General features: G+C 72.5%; 20 protein-coding genes. 14 read left to right on the top strand and 6 right to left on the bottom strand.

Going from position 1 to position 20,812, the window contains the following annotated elements; genetic code table 11:
• Positions 1-32: 32 nt before the first annotated feature.
• Complete coding sequence (locus tag V9U70_RS01190; protein ID WP_336672505.1) at positions 33-659, bottom strand: rhomboid family intramembrane serine protease; 627 nt, start codon at positions 657-659, stop codon at positions 33-35.
• 156 nt (positions 660-815) lie between these two features.
• On the opposite strand from V9U70_RS01190, the gene V9U70_RS01185 reads away from it, so the two are divergent.
• Positions 816-1,463: a UbiX family flavin prenyltransferase gene (locus V9U70_RS01185; protein WP_336672504.1), complete on the top strand. Its 648-nt coding sequence runs from the start codon at positions 816-818 to the stop codon at positions 1,461-1,463.
• Positions 1,464-1,512: 49 nt separating this feature from the next.
• Here the strand turns inward: V9U70_RS01185 and V9U70_RS01180 are convergent, their stop codons facing one another.
• A complete protein-coding gene (locus tag V9U70_RS01180) occupies positions 1,513-1,659 on the bottom strand; it encodes a hypothetical protein (protein ID WP_336672560.1) in 147 nt (48 codons plus the stop codon).
• A 121-nt stretch (positions 1,660-1,780) separates the two neighbouring features.
• On the opposite strand from V9U70_RS01180, the gene V9U70_RS01175 reads away from it, so the two are divergent.
• The 6 genes from V9U70_RS01175 to V9U70_RS01150 all read left to right on the top strand — a co-directional run bounded on the left by V9U70_RS01175 (position 1,781) and on the right by V9U70_RS01150 (position 7,512).
• Positions 1,781-2,236 carry an Lrp/AsnC family transcriptional regulator gene (locus V9U70_RS01175; protein WP_336672503.1) on the top strand — a complete coding sequence of 152 codons (456 nt, stop codon included), beginning with the start codon at positions 1,781-1,783 and terminating at the stop codon, positions 2,234-2,236.
• A 102-nt stretch (positions 2,237-2,338) separates the two neighbouring features.
• Positions 2,339-3,502 (top strand): aminofutalosine synthase MqnE, encoded by a 1,164-nt coding sequence (mqnE, locus tag V9U70_RS01170; protein ID WP_336672555.1) that lies wholly within the window; start codon positions 2,339-2,341, stop codon positions 3,500-3,502.
• A 155-nt stretch (positions 3,503-3,657) separates the two neighbouring features.
• A complete protein-coding gene (locus V9U70_RS01165; RefSeq protein ID WP_336672502.1) occupies positions 3,658-4,200 on the top strand; it encodes a GNAT family N-acetyltransferase in 543 nt (180 codons plus the stop codon).
• Positions 4,201-4,329: 129 nt separating this feature from the next.
• Complete coding sequence (locus V9U70_RS01160) at positions 4,330-4,623, top strand: DUF4229 domain-containing protein (RefSeq protein WP_336672501.1); 294 nt, start codon at positions 4,330-4,332, stop codon at positions 4,621-4,623.
• A 497-nt stretch (positions 4,624-5,120) separates the two neighbouring features.
• Positions 5,121-6,491 carry a dicarboxylate/amino acid:cation symporter gene (locus tag V9U70_RS01155; RefSeq protein ID WP_336672500.1) on the top strand — a complete coding sequence of 457 codons (1,371 nt, stop codon included), beginning with the start codon at positions 5,121-5,123 and terminating at the stop codon, positions 6,489-6,491.
• A gap of 376 nt (positions 6,492-6,867) precedes the next feature.
• On the top strand, positions 6,868-7,512 hold the full coding sequence (locus V9U70_RS01150; protein WP_336672499.1) for a TetR/AcrR family transcriptional regulator: 645 nt from the start codon (positions 6,868-6,870) through the stop codon (positions 7,510-7,512).
• A gap of 145 nt (positions 7,513-7,657) precedes the next feature.
• Here V9U70_RS01150 and V9U70_RS01145 read toward each other — a convergent pair whose 3' ends face one another.
• Positions 7,658-8,503, bottom strand: a complete 846-nt coding sequence (locus V9U70_RS01145; RefSeq protein ID WP_336672554.1) for a MaoC family dehydratase — start codon at positions 8,501-8,503, stop codon at positions 7,658-7,660.
• Positions 8,504-8,508: 5 nt separating this feature from the next.
• Positions 8,509-9,972 carry a 3-oxoacyl-ACP reductase gene (locus V9U70_RS01140; protein WP_336672498.1) on the bottom strand — a complete coding sequence of 488 codons (1,464 nt, stop codon included), beginning with the start codon at positions 9,970-9,972 and terminating at the stop codon, positions 8,509-8,511.
• 151 nt (positions 9,973-10,123) lie between these two features.
• Here V9U70_RS01140 and V9U70_RS01135 point away from each other — a divergent pair, with 151 nt between their 5' ends.
• The 4 genes from V9U70_RS01135 to V9U70_RS01120 all read left to right on the top strand — a co-directional run bounded on the left by V9U70_RS01135 (position 10,124) and on the right by V9U70_RS01120 (position 15,689).
• Positions 10,124-11,419 carry an acetyl-CoA C-acetyltransferase gene (locus V9U70_RS01135; RefSeq protein WP_336672497.1) on the top strand — a complete coding sequence of 432 codons (1,296 nt, stop codon included), beginning with the start codon at positions 10,124-10,126 and terminating at the stop codon, positions 11,417-11,419.
• A 297-nt stretch (positions 11,420-11,716) separates the two neighbouring features.
• The gene (locus V9U70_RS01130) at positions 11,717-13,660 is read left to right on the top strand and encodes an AMP-dependent synthetase/ligase (RefSeq protein ID WP_336672496.1); all 1,944 of its coding nucleotides are present in this window, start codon (positions 11,717-11,719) and stop codon (positions 13,658-13,660) included.
• Positions 13,661-13,928: 268 nt separating this feature from the next.
• Positions 13,929-14,759 carry a M23 family metallopeptidase gene (locus V9U70_RS01125; RefSeq protein ID WP_336672495.1) on the top strand — a complete coding sequence of 277 codons (831 nt, stop codon included), beginning with the start codon at positions 13,929-13,931 and terminating at the stop codon, positions 14,757-14,759.
• 306 nt (positions 14,760-15,065) lie between these two features.
• A complete protein-coding gene (locus V9U70_RS01120) occupies positions 15,066-15,689 on the top strand; it encodes a hypothetical protein (protein WP_336672553.1) in 624 nt (207 codons plus the stop codon).
• A gap of 162 nt (positions 15,690-15,851) precedes the next feature.
• Here V9U70_RS01120 and V9U70_RS01115 read toward each other — a convergent pair whose 3' ends face one another.
• Together V9U70_RS01115 and V9U70_RS01110 are read right to left on the bottom strand one after the other, a co-directional pair.
• A complete protein-coding gene (locus tag V9U70_RS01115) occupies positions 15,852-16,079 on the bottom strand; it encodes a type II toxin-antitoxin system VapB family antitoxin (RefSeq protein WP_336672494.1) in 228 nt (75 codons plus the stop codon).
• Positions 16,080-16,172: 93 nt separating this feature from the next.
• Positions 16,173-16,982 carry an NAD-dependent epimerase/dehydratase family protein gene (locus V9U70_RS01110; RefSeq protein ID WP_336672493.1) on the bottom strand — a complete coding sequence of 270 codons (810 nt, stop codon included), beginning with the start codon at positions 16,980-16,982 and terminating at the stop codon, positions 16,173-16,175.
• A gap of 435 nt (positions 16,983-17,417) precedes the next feature.
• Between V9U70_RS01110 and V9U70_RS01105 the strand changes: the two genes are divergently transcribed.
• The 3 genes from V9U70_RS01105 to araD are packed head-to-tail and all read left to right on the top strand — an operon-like array spanning position 17,418 to position 20,778.
• Positions 17,418-18,074 (top strand): GntR family transcriptional regulator, encoded by a 657-nt coding sequence (locus V9U70_RS01105; RefSeq protein ID WP_336672492.1) that lies wholly within the window; start codon positions 17,418-17,420, stop codon positions 18,072-18,074.
• A 50-nt stretch (positions 18,075-18,124) separates the two neighbouring features.
• Positions 18,125-19,027, top strand: a complete 903-nt coding sequence (locus tag V9U70_RS01100; protein WP_336672552.1) for a dihydrodipicolinate synthase family protein — start codon at positions 18,125-18,127, stop codon at positions 19,025-19,027.
• Positions 19,024-20,778 carry an L-arabinonate dehydratase gene (araD, locus tag V9U70_RS01095; protein ID WP_336672551.1) on the top strand — a complete coding sequence of 585 codons (1,755 nt, stop codon included), beginning with the start codon at positions 19,024-19,026 and terminating at the stop codon, positions 20,776-20,778. The genes V9U70_RS01100 and araD overlap by 4 nt, the downstream gene beginning before the upstream one ends.
• The last annotated feature ends 34 nt before the right edge of the window (positions 20,779-20,812 follow it).

Raw genomic sequence — 20,812 nt, 5'->3', positions numbered from 1 at the left:
AGCCCGCCCCGGGCGCCCGCTCCGGGCCGGGGTCAGACCGTGACCAGGGTCTGGGGCGGCCGACGCGGGCGGCGGAAGAAGAAGGCCGCCGCCACGCCGCCCATCAGGCCGAACAGGTGGCCCTGCCAGCTGACGCCCGAGTCGGTCGGCAGGACGCCCCAGAGCAGCGAGCCGTAGGCCAGGGCGACGCCGACGCCGATCAGCACGTCCCAGGGGCGGCGGTCCACGAAGCCGCGGACCAGGAGATAGCCGAGCAGCCCGAAGACGACGCCGGACGCGCCGAGCGTCACCGTGTTCGACGGGGCGGTCACCCAGACGCCGAGGCCGCTGACCAGGATGACGGTCAGGACGACGGCGGCGAATCTGCGCAGGCCCGCGAGGGCGGCGATGAAGCCGAGGACCAGCAGCGGCACGCTGTTGGAGGCGACGTGCTCCCAGCCGCTGTGCAGGAACGCGGCGGGCACCACGTCCCTCAGCTCGGCCGGGTCGCGCGGGCTGACGCCGTAGGTGTCCAGAGCGTTGCCCGTGGCGGCGTCGATCCCTTCGAGGACCCACAGCAGGGCGACCCAGCTCAGCATCACCGCCCCGGCCGTCAGGGCTCTGGAGCCGCTGCCGGTGGTGCGGTGCGCGGAGTGGTCGGTGATCCGGAAGTCGTCCATGGCCGTCCCCTGCCCCGGGTTGCCCGTCCTATGGGGAACGCCCGGGAAGCCCGAGCGGTTCCGGATGTGGCGTGCGGGGGCGTGCCGGATAGGCTCGCGCGTGTGAATTCCGGGACTTCAGAGACTCAGCAGCAGCGGCGGCCTTGGATTGTCGGGGTGTCCGGCGCTTCGGGTACCCCATTCGCGGCAGCCGTGCTGCGGGGGCTCCTGGCAGCCGGCGAGAGCGTGGATCTGGTGGTGAGCCGGGCCTCCCGCCTCACCCTGCTCGACGAGACCGGCATCGGCTTCCGCGACGGGCACTGGCAGGAGGATCTGCGGACCTGGCTGGCGCGGGGCGCGGACGGGCGGCCCGACACCTTCACGGTGGCCGGGGCGGAGCTGGACCGCGTGCGGCACTGGCCGGCCGGGGACCTGGCCGCCGGGCCGTCCTCCGGGTCCTACCCGGCGAAGGGGATGCTCATCGTGCCGGCCTCGACGGCCTGTGTGGCCGGGGTGGCGCTCGGGCTGTCGAAGGACCTGCTCCAGCGGTCCGCGAGCGTGACGCTCAAGGAGCGCCGCCCGCTGGTCGTCGCGGTGCGCGAGACCCCGCTGAGCGGTCAGACGCTGAAGCAGATGGTGGCCCTGGACGAGGCGGGCGCGGTCGTGCTGCCCGCCTCTCCGGCGTTCTACGCGGGCGCCACGCACATCCAGGACCTGGTGGACTTCGTCGCGGGCCGGGTGCTCGACGCGGCGGGGGCGCCGCACGGGCTCTACCGCCGCTGGGAGGGGGAGCTCGGCGGCGGCTCCCGCGCCGCGGGGGACTGACCCGGTGGGGACGAGGGTTCCGGTGGGGCGGCCGGAGCGGCCGCCCGGGTCAGCGCTTCTTGGGCGCGCGCGGGGCGCGGGTCCGGTCGACCCGGTGCGCGGCGGCGGGCTGGTGGGCACGCGAGCGGTTGGCCAGGTCCTGCAGCTCGCGCATCCGGGCGTAGGCCATCTCGATCGTGTACACGGTGAAGTTCACTCCTGAAGATTCGAAAGCTTTTCTTGGATGTTCTAGAAGATCCGCAGGGCTTCAGCCCTACATGCCTTAGATTCTACACGTAAACTCGCGGTACTGCTGAACAATGGAAGGTTCCAGTCATATGGACGCGGTGGACAGGCAGCTCATCCAGGCCCTCAGGGAGAACGGCAGGGCCTCGTACGCCGAGCTGGGGCGGCTCGTGGGGCTCTCCGGGCCCAGCGTCACCGACCGCATCAACCGGCTGGAATCCGCCGGTGTCATCACCGGTTACCGCGCCACCGTCGACTCCGCCTCGCTGGGGCTCGACGTCACCGCGCTCATCGGGATCTCGCTCTCGGACGCCGCCGACCACGAGGACGTGGCGCACCGGCTGAAGGACCTCGCGGAGATCGAGGACTGCTGGTTCATCGCCGGCGACGACTCTTACATGCTCAAGGTCCGGGTCGGCGACGTGGACGGGCTGGAGAAGACGATCCGCCGCCTCAGCGGCACCAAGGGCGTCTCCCGCACCCGCACCACGATCGTGCTCTCCACCAAGTGGGAGAACCGGGTCGGGGAGCTCCCGGAGGAGCCGTAGGCGCCGGGCGCCGGAGCGCCGCGAAGGGCGCGCCTCCCGTCCCGGGGGCGGGGGAGTACCGTAAGGCGGAGTCTGTTGTACGGAGATATGGGAGGCGCCCTAGTGGACGCGGGACTCAAGCGCGAGCTGGAGGAGAAGGTCCGGGCCGGCGAGCGGCTGACCCGCGAGGACGGGATCGCCCTCTACGCGTCCGACGACCTGGCGTGGCTCGGCGGGCTGGCCCACGAGGTGCGGACGCGCAAGAACGGTGACGTGGTGCACTTCAACGTCAACCGTCACCTCAACATGACCAACGTGTGCACCGCTTCCTGCGCGTACTGCTCGTTCCAGCGCAAGCCGGGCGAGAAGGACGCTTACACGATGCGCATCGAGGAGGCCGTCCGCCTCGCCAAGGCGATGGAGGGCGAGAACCTCACCGAGCTGCACATCGTCAACGGGCTCCACCCCACGCTGCCGTGGCGCTACTACCCGCGTTCGCTGAGCGCGCTGAAGGAAGCCCTGCCGGACGTGGCGCTGAAGGCGTTCACGGCGACGGAGATCCACCACTTCGAGACGATCTCCGGCCTCTCGGCCTCCGAGATCCTCGACGAGCTGATCGAGGCCGGTCTGGAGTCGCTGACCGGCGGCGGCGCGGAGATCTTCGACTGGGAGGTCCGCCAGCACATCGTCGACCACCGCACCCACTGGGAGGACTGGTCGCGCATCCACCGCCTCGCGCACGAGAAGGGGCTCAAGACCCCGGCGACGATGCTGTACGGGCACATCGAGGAGCCCCGCCACCGTGTCGACCACGTGCTGCGGCTGCGGGAGATGCAGGACGAGACCGGCGGCTTCCAGGTCTTCATCCCGCTGCGCTACCAGCACGACTTCGTGGACATGAAGGACGGCAAGGTCCGCAACAAGCTCCAGGCGCGGACGACGATGGCGACCGGCGCGGAGGCGCTGAAGACCTTCGCGGTCTCCCGCCTGCTCTTCGACAACGTGCCGCACGTCAAGGTGTTCTGGGTGATGCACGGGGTGCAGACCGCCCAGCTCGCGTTGCAGCACGGCGCGGACGACATGGACGGCTCGGTCGTCGAGTACAAGATCACGCATGACGCCGACGACTTCGGCACGCCGAACAAGCTCGGCCGCGACGACCTGCTGGACCTGATCCGCGACGCCGGTTTCCGGCCGGTCGAGCGGAACACCCGGTACGAGATCCTGCGCGAGTACCCGGGCCCTCAGGAGGGGCGGCGCGAGTCGCCGCAGCCGATGCGGGTCTGACGCCGTCGCCGGCCTCCTCCCCTGAGGAAGTCCCGGACCCCGAGAGCGCCCCGGCCGCCGCACGCGGCCGGGGCGCTCCGCGTTCCGGGCGTGCTGCGCGTTCCGCGTTGCGGACAGAGATTGAGCCCGCCAGCAGTAATGGTTAATCTGCGTCTATGGCGCTTACTTTCGAACTGGACCCCGCGTTCACGCCCGCCCTGCGCGACGGGGTCACCGCCCTGTGGGCCGACGTCAGCAACGCGGGCGGTGCCGTCGGATTCGTCCCGCCCGTCACGGCGGAGGAGATCCGGCCCGAACTGCTCAGGCACCTCGCCGCCATGGAGGACGGCCGCACCCGGCTGCTGGTGGGCCGCGACGAGGACGGGGCCGTCGCCGCCACCGCCTTCCTCGCCCTCAACACCCACCGGCTGATGCGGCACTGGCTGTGGCTCTACACCGTCATGGTCCACCCCCGCCACCAGGGCAAGGGATACGGCCGTGCGCTGCTGGCGGCCGCGGCCGACGCGGCCCGCTCCATCGAGGGCATCGAAGCGGTCCGCCTGACCTGCCGGGGCGGCACCGGGGCCGACCGTTTCTACGCCGCCTGCGGATACCGGGAGGTCGGACGGGTGCCCGCCGCGATCCGGGTCGCCGAGGGCGACGACCGCGACGACGTCATCATGCTGCTCCCGCTGGGACCCGCTCCCGCGCTGGTGTGAGCCGCCCTCGGTATCCCGACGCCACCCGCCCGGTAACCCCGTGAACCGAGTGAATTCGGACCATGCTTCACTGGTCGGGCAGGACCGTAGCGTGAGTTCGCAGGAAGTCACAGGGAGAAGGGGTCAGCCGTGTCCGCTGCCAAGCCGAACGCAATGATCCGTTACACGGCATTGCGACTGCTGATCTTCGTCGGCTGCTTCTTCGTCGCCGGTGTCGCCGTCCACTTCGGGCTGCTGCCCTCCGGTCTCGGAGGCTCCAACATCGTCTGGGTCGTGCTGCTGGGCCTCCTCCTCTCGGCCCCCCTCAGCTACGTGGCCCTGCGCAGGCAGCGCGACGAGATGTCCGCGCAGATCATCTCCACGGTCGACCGGACCAAGGCGCGCCTCGACGCCAACCGCACCCGCGAGGACGCCGTCCAGTAGCGGACGCCGAAGCCCCGGCCCCGGCGTCCGCGCGCCCGGGCCGCCTGTAGTCGCCACGTAAGTTTCCTCACACGCGTGCCGCGCGCACCCGCCGCACGTCGCGGCCCTTCCGCCGGGCCCCGGTACGGAGCAGACCGCTCCGCGCCGGGGCCTGCGGCGTTCCCGCGGGCGTCCGCCGAGCCGCGGAGCCCTGCCCCGCCCTCGCGGAGCCCCGCTCCGAAGCCAAAGAAGTGCTTTGAGGTTCTCAAAGTTCAAGTGTTAACGTGTTCGACGTGAAGACAGCTGTGCGCCTCCGTCATGCCGCGAGCATCCCGCTCGTGGTGCGCCTGCATGTCGATCTCTGCCGCTGTATGTCCGCGGTCTGTTGCCGCAACGTCTGATACGGCATCATGCAGCGGCGCCGCCCCTGACGCGGGCGCCGCGACCCCGTCCCCGTTCCACCGCACGACCGTCCGGGTGCCCCCGTACGTCCCGATGCGTCCCACTGGAGTGTGTCCGTGTCCGCGAACCCCGCGTCCGCCGCCCCCGAGGCCGAGCAGCCCACCGGCTCCGGCCCCGGTCTCCGCATACCCAAGGTCCCCTTCTGGGCCCAGATCGTCGCGGGTCTGGTCCTCGGCGTCCTGCTCGGCTGGCTGGCCCGCAGCCAGGACCTCGGCTGGCTCGTCACCACCCTCGACGAGATCGGCTCCCTCTTCGTCCAGCTCCTGAAGCTGGCCGTCGCCCCGCTCGTCTTCTTCGCGATCCTCGTGTCGATCACCAACCTGCGGCAGGTCAACAACGCCGCCCGGCTGGCGACGCGCACCCTGCTCTGGTTCATGATCACCTCGCTGATCGCGGTCGGCATCGGCCTGACCATCGGCCTGCTCACCAACCCGGGCTCCGGCACCGGTCTCACGCCGAAGGACGGCAAGCTCTCCGAGACCAAGGGCACCTGGATCGACTTCCTGACCGGCATCGTGCCGGACAACGTGATCTCGCCGTTCACCGAGCTGAACGTGCTCCAGATCGTCTTCATGGCCGCCGTCGCCGGCATCGCCGCCCTCAAGCTCGGTGACCGTGCCAAGCCGATCCTCACCCTCAGCCAGGCCGTCCTGGAACTGCTCCAGAAGGCCCTGTGGTGGGTCATCCGCCTCGCGCCGATCGGCACCGTCGGCCTCATCGGCTACGCCATCGCCGACTACGGCTGGGACCTGATCGGCAAGTACGCGACGTTCACCGCCGACGTCTACATCGGCTGCGCCCTGGTCATGTTCGGCGTCTACCCGCTGCTCCTGGCCACGGTCGCCAAGGTCAGCCCGCTCCAGTTCTTCAAGGGCGCCTGGCCCGCGATCCAGCTCGCCTTCGTCTCCCGCTCCTCCGTCGGCACCATGCCGGTCACCCAGCGGGTCACCGAGCGCCTCGGGGTCCCGAAGGAGTACGCCTCCTTCGCCGTCCCGTTCGGCGCCACCACGAAGATGGACGGCTGCGCCGCGATCTACCCGGCGCTGGCGGCGATCTTCATCGCGCAGATCTTCGACGTGCAGCTGGGCATCGGCGACTATCTGCTGATCGCCTTCGTCTCGGTGATCGGTTCGGCGGCCACGGCCGGCCTCACCGGAGCGACGGTCATGCTGACCCTCACCCTGTCCACGCTGGGCCTCCCGCTGGAGGGCGTCGGCCTGCTGATGGCCATCGACCCGATCCTGGACATGATGCGCACCGCCACCAACGTGGCCGGCCAGGCGCTGGTACCGGTGATCGTCGCGGCTCGCGAGAAGATCCTCGACCACGACGCGTACAACTCGGCCTCCGCCTCCCCGATCGACTCCCTCGGCCAGGAGGAGGTCCGCGAGACCGAGCAGAAGGCAGCCGTCCCGGTCGCTGTGTGACCGCACGGCCCCTGCCCACCGGCGCCCCCGACCCCCGCGTTCCGTATGCGGGCCGGGGGCGCCGGTGTGCCGAGAGGGGGCGCGCCGTGCGGGACGGCCGCCCTGCTCGACGGTCACCGGGAGGTCGGCGGACGTGGGGCGCCCCGGCCCAGGCTCCGCCCCGTCAGCCGGCGACGCTGCCGGTCGTGCGGCCGCTCCCGCCCCTGGTCCACGGGCGAGTCCTCGCCGACCGGCCGGTGCGGGCCCCGGCGGCCGCACGGCCTGTCCGGCCCGCTCCGGCGACGCCCGCCGCGTACGACGCCGGGCAGGTCAGCGCCGTACCCTTGCCGGGAGTGGGACCGGGGTGCAGGGCCGCGGGTCGGGGAGGAAGTCGGACGTGGGTGCTGTGAAGGGCAAGCGGATGCCGCGTGCCGTGCGGGAGCGGCAGATGATGGACGCCGCGGTGCGGACCTTCGGGCAGCGCGGCTACCGGGCCGCGTCGATGGACGAGATCGCGGAGCTGGCGGGCGTCTCCAAGCCCTTGGTCTACCTGTATCTGAACTCGAAGGAAGAGCTGTTCTCGGCCTGCATCCGGCGTGAGGCGAGGGCGCTGGTGGAGGCGGTCCGGGCCGGCGTGGAGCCGGGGCTGCCCGCCGACGGCCAACTGTGGGCGGGCCTGCGGGCGTTCTTCACCCACACCGCGGAGAACCCGGACGGCTGGGCGGTGCTGCACCGGCAGGCACGGTCGCACGGGGAGCCGTTCATCAGCGAGGTCGTCGCGATGCGGGACGAGATCGTCGCGTTCGTGACGGGCCTGATCGGGGCCGCCGCCCGCGAGGCGCACCGCGACCCCGCGCTCGTCGACCGGGACGTGGCCGGCCTCGCGCAGGCCCTGGTGGGGGCCGCGGAGTCCCTGGCGGGCTGGGCCAACGACACCCCGGGCGTCTCGGCGAAGGAGGCCGCGGCGACGTTGATGAACTTCGCCTGGGCGGGCCTGGAGAACCTGATGCACGCCCGGCCCTGGCAGCCCCCGGAGGCATGACGGCCCCCGGGTGGACCGGCCTGGCCTCCGGAAGGGGCCGAGGCGGCTCCGGAGAGCGGGCGGCCCGGCTCTCGGGAGGCCGCCTCTGGCCTGTTTCCCCCGGGGCCCGTCAGGGCCGGCCGTCGCGTGCCTGCCGTGCGCCGCTTCAGGAAGCCCGGCTCAGCGCCCCCGTGAGGTGGACGCGGCCACGCGGGCCGGGGCCCCGCAGGGCGAAGGCCGACCCGGACGGGCTCGCCGCGTACGCCACGGTGGCGGGCAGCAGGACGGGGGCCTTGAACTCCGCCCGTACAAAACGGATTCCGGCGGGCTCCCCGACTTCGGCCAGGCAGCGGGCCACCGTCCACATGCCGTGCGCGATGGCCCGGGGGAAGCCGAACAGCCGGGCGGTCAGCGGATACAGATGGATCGGGTTGCGGTCGCCGGACACCGCCCCGTACCGCCGCCCCAGATCGGCGGGAAGCCGCCATTCGGCGAGGGCGGGCAGGTCCGCCGACGGGCCGGGGCCACGGCCGTCCGGCGTGCGGGGCGGGCTCGTTCGCGGCGCGTGGCGGGACAGATAGCCGCTGCGCGACTCCCAGACCAGCTCTCCGGCCACCCGCGCCTCGGTCGCCATCGTGACTTCGGTGCCCCGCCTGTGGGGCGCTGACTCTGCCGCGTAGACGCACAGTTCCAGTGACTCGGTGGGCTGCACCGCTCGGCGCGGGACGATCTCTATCCAGGTGTGGACGAGCCCGAGGACGGGCAGCGGGAAGGACCGCCGCGTCATCAGCCGCATCGCGAGCGGGAAGCCGAGGACGTGCGGGTACGTGAGCGGCACCGGCCCGGACTCCGCGAAGCCGCAGATCCTGCTGTACGCGGCGAGGGGGCCCGGGGGCAGGGGCGCGGCCGGGCGGGTCAGGCGCTCGGCGGGCAGCGTGGCCCCCGGCCGCCCGGCCCGCTTGAACGGGGAGGTGACGGCCCCGCGCACGAGGGAGGCGTTCAGTCCGGTCATCGCGCTCACGCCCCGAGCAGGCTCTGGCCGCAGACCCGCAGCACCTGGCCGTTGACCGCGCCGGAGTCGGGCCGGGCGAACCAGGCGACGGCCTCGGCCACGTCGACCGGAAGGCCGCCCTGCGCCAGGGAGTTCATCCGGCGGCCCGCCTCGCGGATGGCCAGCGGCACCGCGGCGGTCATCCGCGTCTCGATGAAGCCGGGCGCGACCGCGTTGACCGTGATGCCGTGCTCGGCGGCGGCTCGCGGGCCGAGCGAGCGGACGAGGCCGATGATCCCCGCCTTGCCGGCCGCGTAGTTGGTCTGGCCGTTGTTGCCGGCGATGCCCGCGATGGAGGCGGTGGCCACGATCCGCCCGCCCCGGTTGAGGGCCCCCGCCGCCAGGAGCGCGTCGGTGGTGCGGAGCACGCTGTTGAGATTGACCTCGATGACCTGGGCCCAGCGGTCGGCCGGCATGTTGGCGAGCCGCCGGTCGCGGGTGATGCCCGCGTTGTGCACGAGGATGTCGAGCCCGTCCGGCGCGGCGTCGGCGATGCGGGCGGCGGCGTCGGGCGCGGTGATGTCCAGCGGCAGCGCGGTGGCCCCGAGCCGGTCGGCGGTGCGCACCAGCTCCTCGCCCGCTCGGGGCACGTCCAGGGCGATGACCTGGGCCCCGTCGCGGGCCAGCACCGAGGCGATGGCCGCGCCGATGCCCCGCGCGGCCCCGGTGACCAGGGCGGTGCGGCCGGTGAGCGGGGCGTCGGGGTCCCCGGCGGGGCCGGGGGCGGCGGCGGTCAGCTCGACCACCTGGCCGCTGACGTACGCGGACCGGGGGGAGAGCAGGAAGCGGAGGGTGGACCCGGCGCGGGCGACGGCGGTCCGGGAGGCGGCCGCGGTGTGGGGGCCGTCGGCCGCGGACGTGTCAAAGGAGGCGACGCCTGCGGCGGGCAGCCGCAGGAGCTGGACGGTGGACCCCCGCCCGACCTCCTTGGCCAGGGAGCGGACGAACCCCTCCAACGCCTGCTGGGCGGCGGCCTGGTGGTGGTCCTCGGAGGACGGCGGCGTACCGAGCACGACGATCCGGCCGCCCGGTGCGAGCGATCGTACGACGGGGTGGAGGGCGGCGTGCACCTCGGCGAGGCCGACGGCGGAGGCGATGCCGGTGGCGTCCAGCACGATCCCGGCAGGGCGGACGGTCCCGGTGGGGCGGTCGGCCCCGGTGGGGCGAGCGGTGCCGACGGACGGGTCGACTCCGGTGGGGCCGCCGGGGCCGGTGGTCCGGGCGTCGACGGTCGGACCGATCGCGGCGAGCGCTTTCGCCAGCTCCTCCGTGAGGGCCGATGTCCCGGCGGTCAGGTGCAGCAGCGGCCCGTCCAGGCGGGGTGTCTCCAGGGTCCAGCGGCGCAGCGGGGCGGGCTGGGGCAGGCCGAGCCTGCGGGTGAGGAAGCGGCCGGGTGCTGTGCCGGTGAAGTGCAGATAGCGATCGGCCATTGTCCTGACTCCCTGCTCGGTCGTAGATTTACCGTTGAGTAAGGTTACTCAAGAGTCAGGAGCTGGTCGAGATGCGCGATCCGGGACCGACCGAGACGGGACGGCCGCCGACCGACGCGGGGCGGCCGCGGGCCCACGCCGGGGGGTCGCGGTGACGGCTGCGACGCCCCGGGCGACTCCCCTCCCGCTGCCGCTCCCGCAGCCGCGCCGCGTCGCGGTCATCGGCGGCAGCCGCACCCCGTTCGCCCGTTCCGGCGGCCCGTACGCCGACGCCTCCAACCAGGACCTGCTGACGGCCGCACTCGACGGCCTGGTGGAGCGGTACGGGCTGGCCGGAAGCCGGGTGGGGGCGTTCGTCGCGGGCGCCGTCCTCAAGCACAGCCGGGACTTCAACCTGGCGCGGGAGACCGTGCTCGGTTCCTCGCTCGACCCGCGCACCCCGGCGTACGACATCCAACAGGCTTGCGGCACCGGGCTCCAGGCGGTGATCGCCGCCGCGAACGCGATCGCGCTCGGGTCGGTGGACTCGGCGATCGCGGGCGGCTCCGACACCACCAGCGACGCGCCGCTCGGCGTCAACGACGAACTGCGCCGCATCCTGCTCGCCGCCCGCCGCGCGAGGACCCCGGCGGGCCGCCTCAAGGCCCTGGCCGCCGTACGCCCCCGCCACCTCGTCCCGGACATCCCGCGCAACGCGGAGCCGCGTACGGGCCTGTCGATGGGCGAGCACGCGGCGATCACCGCGCGCCGCTGGGAGGTGAGCCGCGAGGACCAGGACCGGCTGGCCGCCACGAGCCACCAGCGCCTGGCGGCCGCGTACGACCGGGGCCTCCTCGACGACCTCGTGGTCCCGTACCGAGGCCTGGAGCGCGACCAGAACCTGCGTCCGGGCTCGACGGTCGAGAAACTGGCCGCGCTGAGACCGGTGTTCGGCCTGGGCCACCCCCACGCCACGATGACGGCGGGCAACTCGACGCCGCTGACGGACGGGGCGGCGACGGTCCTGCTGGCGAGCGAGGAGTGGGCGCGGGAGCACGGCCACCGCCCGCTCGCCCACCTCTCCCTCCACGAGACGGCGGCGGTGGACTACGTGGACGGCGACGACGGCCTCCTCATGGCCCCGGCGTACGCGGTACCGCGCCTGCTGGAGCGGGCCGGGCTGGCGATGGAGGACTTCGACCTGATCGAGGTGCACGAGGCCTTCGCCTCCCAGGTGTTGGCCACGCTCGCCGCCTGGGAGAAGCAGGGCCTGGCCCCGGTGGACCGGTCCCGGCTGAACGTGGCCGGCTCCTCCCTGGCCACCGGCCACCCCTTCGCTGCGACGGGCGCCCGGATCGTCGCCACCCTGGCCAAGCTGCTCGCGGAGCGGGACGGACCGGGCCGGGGCCTGGTCTCGATCTGCGCGGCGGGCGGCCAGGGGGTGACGGCGATTCTGGAACGGCCCTGACGAGCAAGGGCGGCGGCGGCCGTGCGGCCGGCCGGCCGTCCGCACGATGCCCCGGTCGCCGTCGGTGTGAGGGCACACCCGGCAGACGGCCGGGCCGCCCGGGAGGGAGGCCCGCCCACCCCGCACCCTCTGCCCCGCCCGCCCTCGCTCTTCCCTCCGGACCCGCCCTCGCCCCTCCGCCCGAGCCCGCTCCTTCTCCTCCACCAACCCGACCAGCACCGCCCGCTCGACCAGCACTGCCTGCCGGACGGACGACCGGCGAACCGACCCGCCCGACCCCCAGTTGAGGAGCCGCACGTGTCTACGCCCCCTTCCGTACCCGTACCCGCATCCACGGCCACGCCTGTCGCGCAGGCGTCGACGCCCGTCCTGGTGGAACCGACGAAGAGGAGGGGCCCCGACGGACGCGTCCGGGAGGTCTCCGTACCCGAGTTCGCGCCGAGCGTCGAGCGCGGCTCGCTGGCGGAGATCCCGTTCGACAACGCCAGGGAGGCGCCGGCGGACCCGGTGCTCAGCCGCAAGGACGTCGAGGGCCAGTGGCAGGACGTGAGCGCCGCCGAGTTCGCCGCCGAGGTGCTGGCGGTCGCCAAGGGGCTGATGGCGGAGGGGCTCACGGCGGGCGACCGAATCGCGATCATGGCCCGGACGACGTACGAGTGGACGTTGCTGGACTTCGCGTCCTGGGCGGCCGGGCTGGTGACCGTCCCCATCTACCCGACGTCCTCCGCCTTCCAGACCCGCTGGATTCTCCAGAACTCAGGGGCGGCGGCGTGCGTGGTGGAGACCAAGGAACAGGGCCGGCTGATCAGCCAGGAGCGCAAGCAGATCAGCGGCCTCGCGCACCTCTGGCAGTTCGACACGGGGGCGATCGGCTACCTCACGTCCCGCGGCAGGGACATCCCGGACGCGGCGGTCGCCGCCCGCCGGGCCACCCTGGAACCGCACAGCCCCGCCACCCTCGTCTACACCTCCGGCACCACGGGCCGGCCCAAGGGCTGCGTCCTGACCCACGGCAACTTCTTCGCCGAGGTCGACAACGCCATCGAACTCCTCTACCCCGTCTTCAAGTCGGTCTCCAAGGACCCCGCCTCCACGCTGCTCTTCCTGCCGCTCTCGCACGTGTTCGGCCGGATGGTCGCGATCGGCTGCCTGCGGGCCCGGGTCCGCCTCGGGCACGCGCCGTCGATCCAGACGGACGACCTGCTGGCGGACCTGGCGGGCTTCCGGCCGACGTTCCTCCTGGCCATCCCGTACGTCCTGGAGAAGGTCTACAACACGGGCCGGGCGACGGCCGAGAAGATGGGCCGGGCGTCGTCGTTCGACCGGGCGGCCCGCGTCGCCCAGCGTTACGGGAAGGCGGTCGAGGCCGCCGAGCACGGCACGGGGCCGGGCCCCGGCCTCGGCCTGCGCGCCGCCCGCGCCCTGTACGACCCGCTGGTCTACCGCCGCATCCGGGCGGCCCTGGGCGGCAGGGTCCGTTACGTCATCTGCGGCGGCTCCCCGCTGGGCCGCAGGCTCGCCGCGTTCTACGAGGGCGCGGGCATCGGCATCTTCGAGGGCTACGGCCTCACGGAGACCACGGCCGCGCACACGGCGACCCCGCCGCTCAAGCCCCGACTGGGCACGGTGGGCTGGCCGCTGCCGGGCGCGTCGGTACGGATCGCGGACGACGGCGAGGTGCTGCTGAAGGGCGGCCAGGTGTTCCGGGGCTACTGGGACGCCGAGCGGGCGGAGGTGACCCCGGCGGTCCTGGAGGACGACTGGTTCCCCACGGGAGACCTGGGCTCACTGGACGAGGACGGCTACCTCACGATCACGGGCCGCAAGAAGGACATCATCATCACGTCGGGCGGCAAGAACGTCACCCCGGCCCCCCTGGAGGACTGGCTGCGCGCCCACCCCCTGGTCAGCCAGTGCCTGGTGGTCGGCGACAACCGCTCGTACATCACCGCCCTGATCACCCTGGACCCGGACGGCATCCACCACTGGCGCCAGATGACGAAGAAGCCCGACGTGCCCCTGCGCGACCTCGTCCACGACGAGGAACTGCGCACATCGCTCCAGAAGGCGGTGGACGAGGCGAACCGCCTGGTCTCCCGCGCGGAGTCGATCCGCAGGTTCACGATCCTGCCGGTCGACTTCACGGAGGAGGCCGGCCACCTGACCCCGTCCCTGAAGCTGAAGCGGGACGCGATCGCACGGGACTTCACGGCGGAGATCGAGGAGCTGTACCGGAAGTGAGGGGGCCGGGCGGGGGCCGTCCACGTGCAGGTGGGGGCCGCCCGCCACCCGTTGTGGTTCCCGCGCGGGCGGGCGCCGTGTCGGGACGCGTCACCGGGCCGTCGGCGACAGCGGGTGCCCCCCGTGCGGCGGGGTTGCCGCACCGCCGGCGCCCCGTCGTCGAGCCCGGGGGCCGCGGCGCCCTGGCGGCCGGTACGCGACTCGCGTAGATTCCCCGGCACTCAGCGTCCCGCCCACCCGGCTGTCGACACGGAGGGAATCCCCGCCCATGCGCTCGACCCGTACCAGCCTGCTGGCCCTGCTGGCGCTCCTCGGAGGCCTGCTCACCGTCACGGCCACCGCGAGCCCCGCCGCGGCCGCGCCGAACTTCAAAGCGCCCTACGCCTGCGGCCAGCAGTGGACCTACAGCCACCACTCCGCCGAGGTCAGGCGGGCCCTGGACTTCGTCCGCACGGGCGGCGGGACCACCGCCGGCTCGCCGGTCCTCGCCTCCGCGGCCGGGACCGCCTATCGCTACTCGCAGCCGAGCGGCGCGGGGAACTACATCGCCATCGACCACGGCGGCGGCTGGAAGACGTACTACTTCCACCTCGCCGGGTTCTCCGTCGCCAACGGGGCGGGGGTCGCCCAAGGGCAGCAGATCGGCACCACCGGGTCCACGGGGAACAGCTCCGGAGCCCACATCCACTACGAACAGCTCTACAACGGCGTCGGCCAGAACATCGTCATCAACGGCCAGTCCCTCGCCCCGTATCCCGGCTCCTACTACAACAAGTACCTCACCAGCGACAACGGTTGCGGCGGCGGAGGCGGGAAGTACTGGGTCGACACCTTCGCCGACGCCACCGGCTACGCCGCACCCAACACGGCCGATGCCCAGGGCGTCCTGAACGCCGGCACCAACTACGTGTACTGCAAGGTGTGGGGCGCCCGGGTCGGCTCCGGCAGCCAGTACAACCACTGGTGGCTGCGCACCGACCTGGACACCGTGTACGCGGGCAAGAACGGCCGCAACGCTTACGTCTCCGCGTACTACCTCTCCCGGTGGGGCAACGACGAGGCACGCGACAACAACGGCACTGTCATTCCGAACTGCTAGCCCGGGGAGCACAGTTCGGGTCCGCGACCCCCTGATCGGTCGACACACGGTCCAGGCGTCCATCGCCCCCGGACCCAGACCCAGACCCTGGGCCTCCGAGGGCGTCCTCCCGTACGACGACGGGGAGGACCCCCTGGTGGCCTGGCGCAGGCGCGGCCCCGTTCGAACGCCGACGGACCCGTTAGGAACCCCGTGCCGACCTCGACCACGGTCTCCTGCGCCTGGCCTGCCGCATCGTCTGTCTCCGCCGACTGCGGGCACCGTCCCAGAAGGATCAGTAGGGTCGTCGGTGTGCGTGATGTACGAGTGGTCCTGATCGGCGGGACGTCGAACGTCGGGAAGTCGAACGTTGCCCAAGGGGTGGCGGAAGGACTCGGGTTCGAGTGCCTGAGTACTGACACGTTGGCCCGGCATCCTGGGCGACCCTGGAGAACCGCGGAGTGGGAGGTGCCGGCGCACGTCGCCGAGCACTACGGATCACTTACGGTGGACGAGCTGATCACGTCTGTACTCGACCATTACGATCGGCTCTGGCCCCGCGTCGAAGAGCTGATCACGGCTCGTGCGGCCGAAGACCGCGGCAGTCCGGGCCTGGTCCTGGAGGGGTCAGCGCTCTGGCCCGTCCGCGTCGCGAGGCTGCAGGTCCCGCATGCGGCCGCCGTGTGGCTCACCGCCGACGACTCCCTAGTACGCGCCCGCGTTCACGCTGCGGGCTCCTATGAAGCAGCCGCAGAAGCGGAACGGGTCCTGATGGACAAGTTCCTGGCCCGCACGGAGCGCTACCAGGCACTGATGGTCGAGGCCGTCGACAGGCTGGGCCTGGCTCGCATCGACGCGGGTGGTGGGCAGTCCGCCGAGGAAGTGGCTGGCACTGTGCTCGCGGCAGTCGACGCGCAGACCGTGCTGGGACGGTCGTCCACCGGTCGATGACCATGCGTGCCGACTCACCTACGGCGCACCCCGACGCCGAGCGCCCCACCGACCCATGTCGAAATGATCAGTAAAGGAGTTCCAGCTCTGTCAGGTCGCACAGCACGACGAGGCCGGCACCGTTTCTGCGGTCCCCTTGATCGGTGCTCCAGCCGGCCACGCTCATGCCGCGGAGCCTCCTCGGCAACGGCGCTTGTCGAGGAGGAAGGCCATGTCCAGGCCGCCCTCCCGGGCCACGTCCTGTAGCTCGTGCAGGGCGCGCAGACGTCGGTTGCGCTCGACGATCTCACGCAGCGCGGTGTTGATCGTGTCGCGTTTCGTCGTGGTCCCCAGCTCTTCGGCCGCGGCCTCGAGTGCTTCGTCGTCGAGGTCGATGACGGTACGGCTCATATCTCACCTGGCCCCGCGCGTGGCTCCCTATATGTCGATATACATGACCCGACGTATCGAGTGGGGTGTGCGAGCGGGCCGCCCCCCGCCCCCTCAGTGCGGCCAGATCGGCGGGTCGGTGACGAAGTGGCCGCCGAGTCGGGCCTGCGCCGGGTCGGCGGGGTCCAGCTCGCCCTGTTCCGCGATGAGCTTCGCCGCGTACGGCTCCGAGTCGTCCTGTGGTGCGTAGCCCAGGGCGCGGGCCGTCGACAGGTCCCACCACAGGCGGGTGTTGGCGGAGGAGCCGTAGACGACGGTGTGCCCGACGGCCTCTGCGGTGAGCGCCGCGTGGAAGAGGCGGGCGCCGTCGGCCGGGCTCATCCAGAGGGAGAGCATCCGCACCGAGGTGGGCTCCGGGAAGCAGCTCCCGATCCGCACCGAGACGGTCTCGACGCCGTGCTTGTCCCAGTAGAGCTGCGCCAGATCCTCGCCGAAGGACTTCGACAGGCCGTAGAAGGTGTCGGGGCGGTGCGGGGTGTCGGCCGGGACCGGCGGGCCCCCGGGGCGCGGGCGCGGCGTGTAGCCGACGGCGTGGTTGGAGGAGGCGAAGACGACGCGCCCGACGCCCTCTTCGCGTGCGGCCTCGTAGAGGTTGTACGTGCCCTCGATGTTGGCGCGGAGGATCTTGTCGAACGTCGACTCCAGCGAGATGCCCGCCAGGTGGACGACCGCGTCCACCCCGCGCACGGCCTCGCGCACCGCCGCCCGGTCGCCCAGGTCGGCGACGAGGGCCTCCGGTTCGCCCGCGATCGGGGCCAGGTCCAGGAGGCGCAGCTCGTATCCGTAGGCGGGCAGCAGCTCCCGCATCAGGGTGCCGAGGCCGCCGGCGGCGCCGGTGAGCAGGACGGTGCGGGGAGCGGTCATGCGGAGGTCTCCTCGGGGCGAGCGCCGGAGTGCCGGAACGCCGGAACACCCGGACGGGCCACCGGAGCGCCGGGAGGCGGCGTGCGCGGGGTACGGGGCGGACGGGCAGGGCTGAGACGCGCGAAGTGCGCGGGCGTACGGGCAGGGGCTGAAGCGCGAAGTGCGCGGGCGTGCGGGCGGCGGTGCGGTGTCCGGTAGTCGGAGGGGCTCGGGGGCCGGGGCGATGTGACCCCCGCCCTGTCAAAGCCGTGGACCGCATTCACATGCGTGGACAAGTTAGGAAGTCCTCACGGCCACGTCAAGTAGTTGATCCGCCCGAAATATTGTTCTGTCCCAAGCGTTGACGAACCGATCCGGGCGGCTCTAGCTTCATCGCGTCGTACTTCGTACGTCATATATGAGACGCGATATGCGAGATGTGAGAGCCCATCACCCATGACCTTCGCCCCCGCTCCGAACCCGTCCCGGACCCAGTACGTGCTGGAGGCCATCAAGCACGCCATCCTCACGGCGCGACTGCTGCCGGGGCAGGCACTGGTGGAGGCGGAACTGGCCGCGCAGTTCGGAGTGTCCAAGACGCCCGTCCGTGAGGCGCTGAAGACGCTCGCGGGCACGGGGCTCGTGGTGATGAGCCAGTACAAGGGCGTCACCGTGCGGCTCGTCGACGCGACGATGGCCCGCGAGGTGTACGACGTCCGCCTGCTCCTGGAGCCCGAGGCGCTGCGCCGGTCCATCCGGCGCGGGGCGTCGCTGGAGGCGGCCCAGGAAGCGCTGGAGCGGGCCGACTCGGCGCTCGACAAGGCCGACAAGTCGCTGGCCAACCGGGACTTCCACCGTGCTCTGTACCTGCCCTGCGGCAATCCGCTGCTCTCCCGGATGCTCGACGAGGTCCGCGACCAGGCGGCGCTCGTCTCGACCGTCGCCTGGTCGGCCGTCCCCTCCTGGGACCGGGAGGCGGACGAGCACCGCGAGATCCTGCGGCTCGCCCTCGCCTCCGACGAGGAGGCCGCCGCGGGAGCCCTGCACCACCACATCGCCTCCTTCGTGCGCCGCGCCTTCCCCGACGACGTGGACGGGGGCGGACCGGCGTGAACCACCCGCTGGACGCGCACTGCCAGCACCTCGACGAAAGGCCAGTCCGCATGGACCACTTCCCGCTGAAGGCGGCCCTCGCAGACGTGGTGGCGATCCCCGTCACCCCGTTCGCCGAGGACGGGAGCATCGACGCCCCGACGTACCGCGCCCTGCTGCGCCGGCTGCTCGACGGCGGTGTCCGCACGGTCACCCCGAACGGCAACACCGGGGAGTTCTACGCGCTCACCCCCGACGAGCGGCGCACCGTCACCGAGCTGACCACGCAGGAGGTCCGCGGCCGTGCCACCGTCCTGGTGGGGATCGGCCACGACGTGCCGACCGCCGTGGCCGACGCCGAGCACGCCCGGGACGCCGGCGCCGGCATGGTGATGGTGCACCAGCCGGTGCACCCCTACGTCGCGCAGGAGGGCTGGGTCGACTACCACCGGGCGATCGCCGAGGCCGTTCCGGAACTCGGGGTCGTCCCCTACATCCGCAACCCGCTGCTCGCCGGCGACCGGCTCTCCGCGCTCGCCGACAGCTGCCCCAACGTCATCGGCGTGAAGTACGCGGTGCCCGACGCCGCGCACTTCGGGGCGTTCGCCCGCGACGCCGGACTGGAGCGGTTCGTCTGGGTCGCCGGACTCGCCGAGCTGTACGCCCCCTCCTACTTCGCCACCGGCGCCACCGGCTTCACCTCCGGCCTCGTCAACGTCGCGCCCGGCGTCTCCCTCGCCATGCTGGAGGCCCTGCGCGCCGGTGACTACGGCGCGGCGATGAAGGTGTGGGAGCAGATCCGCGCCTTCGAGGAGCTGCGCGCGGAGGAGCAGTCCGCCAACAACGTCACGGTCATCAAGGAGGCCCTGTCCGGGCTCGGGCTCTGCCGCCGCGACGTGCGCGCGCCGAGCCGCGTCCTGCCGGAGGCCCGCCGGGCCGAGGTCGCCGGACAGATAGCCGCGTGGTCGCTGTGACGGCGGCCGGAACCGCGGCAGTCCCGGAGCCCCGCATCGCCCCGGAGGAGCTGCGCAGCCACCAGTGGTACGGCACGGACGGCCTGCGCACGTTCAGCCACCGGGCCAGGACCCGCCAGCTCGGCTACCTCCCCGAGGAGCACCTCGGCAAGCCGGTCATCGCGATCCTCAACACCTGGTCCGACATCAACCCCTGCCACGTCCACCTGCGGGACCGGGCGCAGGCGGTCAAGCGGGGCGTCTGGCAGGCGGGCGGTTTCCCGCTCGAGTTCCCGGTCTCCACTCTGTCGGAGACCTTCCAGAAGCCGACGCCCATGCTCTACCGCAACCTGCTGGCGATGGAGACGGAGGAGCTGCTGCGCTCCTACCCCGTCGACGGCGCGGTCCTGCTGGGCGGCTGCGACAAGTCGACGCCCGCGTTGCTGATGGGCGCGGCCTCCGTGGACCTGCCGACCGTCTTCGTGCCCGCGGGGCCGATGCTGCCCGGCCACTGGCGCAACGAGACCCTCGGCTCCGGCACGGACATGTGGAAGTACTGGGACGACAAGCGGGCCGGCCTCATCGGCGACTGCGAGATGGCGGAGCTGGAGAGCGGCCTCGCGCGTTCGCCCGGCCACTGCATGACGATGGGCACCGCCTCCACGCTGACGGCCGCCGCGGAGGCGCTGGGCGTCACCCTGCCCGGCGCCTCCTCCATCCCGGCCGTCGACTCCGGGCACGACCGGATGGCCGCCGGGTCCGGGCTGCGGATCGTCGAACTGGTCTGGCAGCGGATGAGGTTGTCCCGCATCCTCACCGCCGACGCCTACGAGGACGCCGTCGCCACCGTCCTGGCGCTCGGCGGCTCCACCAACGCGGTCATCCACCTGACCGCCATGGCGGGCCGCTCCGGCGTGGAACTCACGCTGGACGACTTCGACCGCATCGCCCGCACCGTGCCCGTCCTCGCCAACCTCCGTCCCGGCGGGAAGTACCTGATGGAGGACTTCCACTTCGCCGGGGGGCTGCCCGGCTTCCTGAGCCGGCTCACCGACGTCCTGCACCTGGACCGGCCCACCGTCGCGCACCGCACCCTGCGCGAACAGCTCGACGGGGCGCGGGTGCACAACGCCGAGGTCATCCGGGAGCGGACCGACCCGCTGGCGGAGGAGGGCGGGGTGGCGGTGCTGCGCGGCAACCTCTGCCCCGACGGCGCGGTCATCAAGCACATCGCCGCCGAACCGCACCTGCTGCGCCACACCGGGCCCGCGGTCGTCTTCGACGACTACAAGGAGCTCCAGCGCACGATCAACGATCCGGCCCTCGCGCTCACCGCGGACCATGTGCTCGTGCTGCGCAACGCCGGCCCCCAGGGCGGCCCCGGGATGCCCGAGTACGGCATGCTGCCCATCCCGGACTACCTGCTGAAGCAGGGCGTACGGGACATGGTCCGGATCTCCGACGCCCGGATGAGCGGCACCAGTTACGGGGCGTGCGTCCTGCACATCGCCCCGGAGTCCTTCGTCGGCGGCCCGCTCGCCCTGGTCCGCACCGGTGACCTCATCACGCTGGACGTCGAGGCCCGCCGGCTGCACCTGGACGTCGACGACGCGGAGCTGGAGCGGCGCCGGGCCGCCTGGACCCCGCCGCCCGCGCGCTACGGACGCGGTTACGGGGCCCTCTACCAGGATCAGATCACCCAGGCCGATACCGGATGCGACTTCGCGTTCCTGGCCCGGCAGGGAGAAGTGCCCGAGCCGTACGCGGGGTGAGTGGGGCGACGAGGGCTCCGCGCGGCGGGGCGTC

It is taken from the genome of Streptomyces pratensis (genome assembly GCF_037137275.1).
Classification (GTDB): domain Bacteria; phylum Actinomycetota; class Actinomycetes; order Streptomycetales; family Streptomycetaceae; genus Streptomyces; species Streptomyces pratensis_B.
The sequence above is the reverse complement of the archived record's forward strand: the minus strand, read 5'-3'. Positions and strand labels throughout refer to the sequence as shown.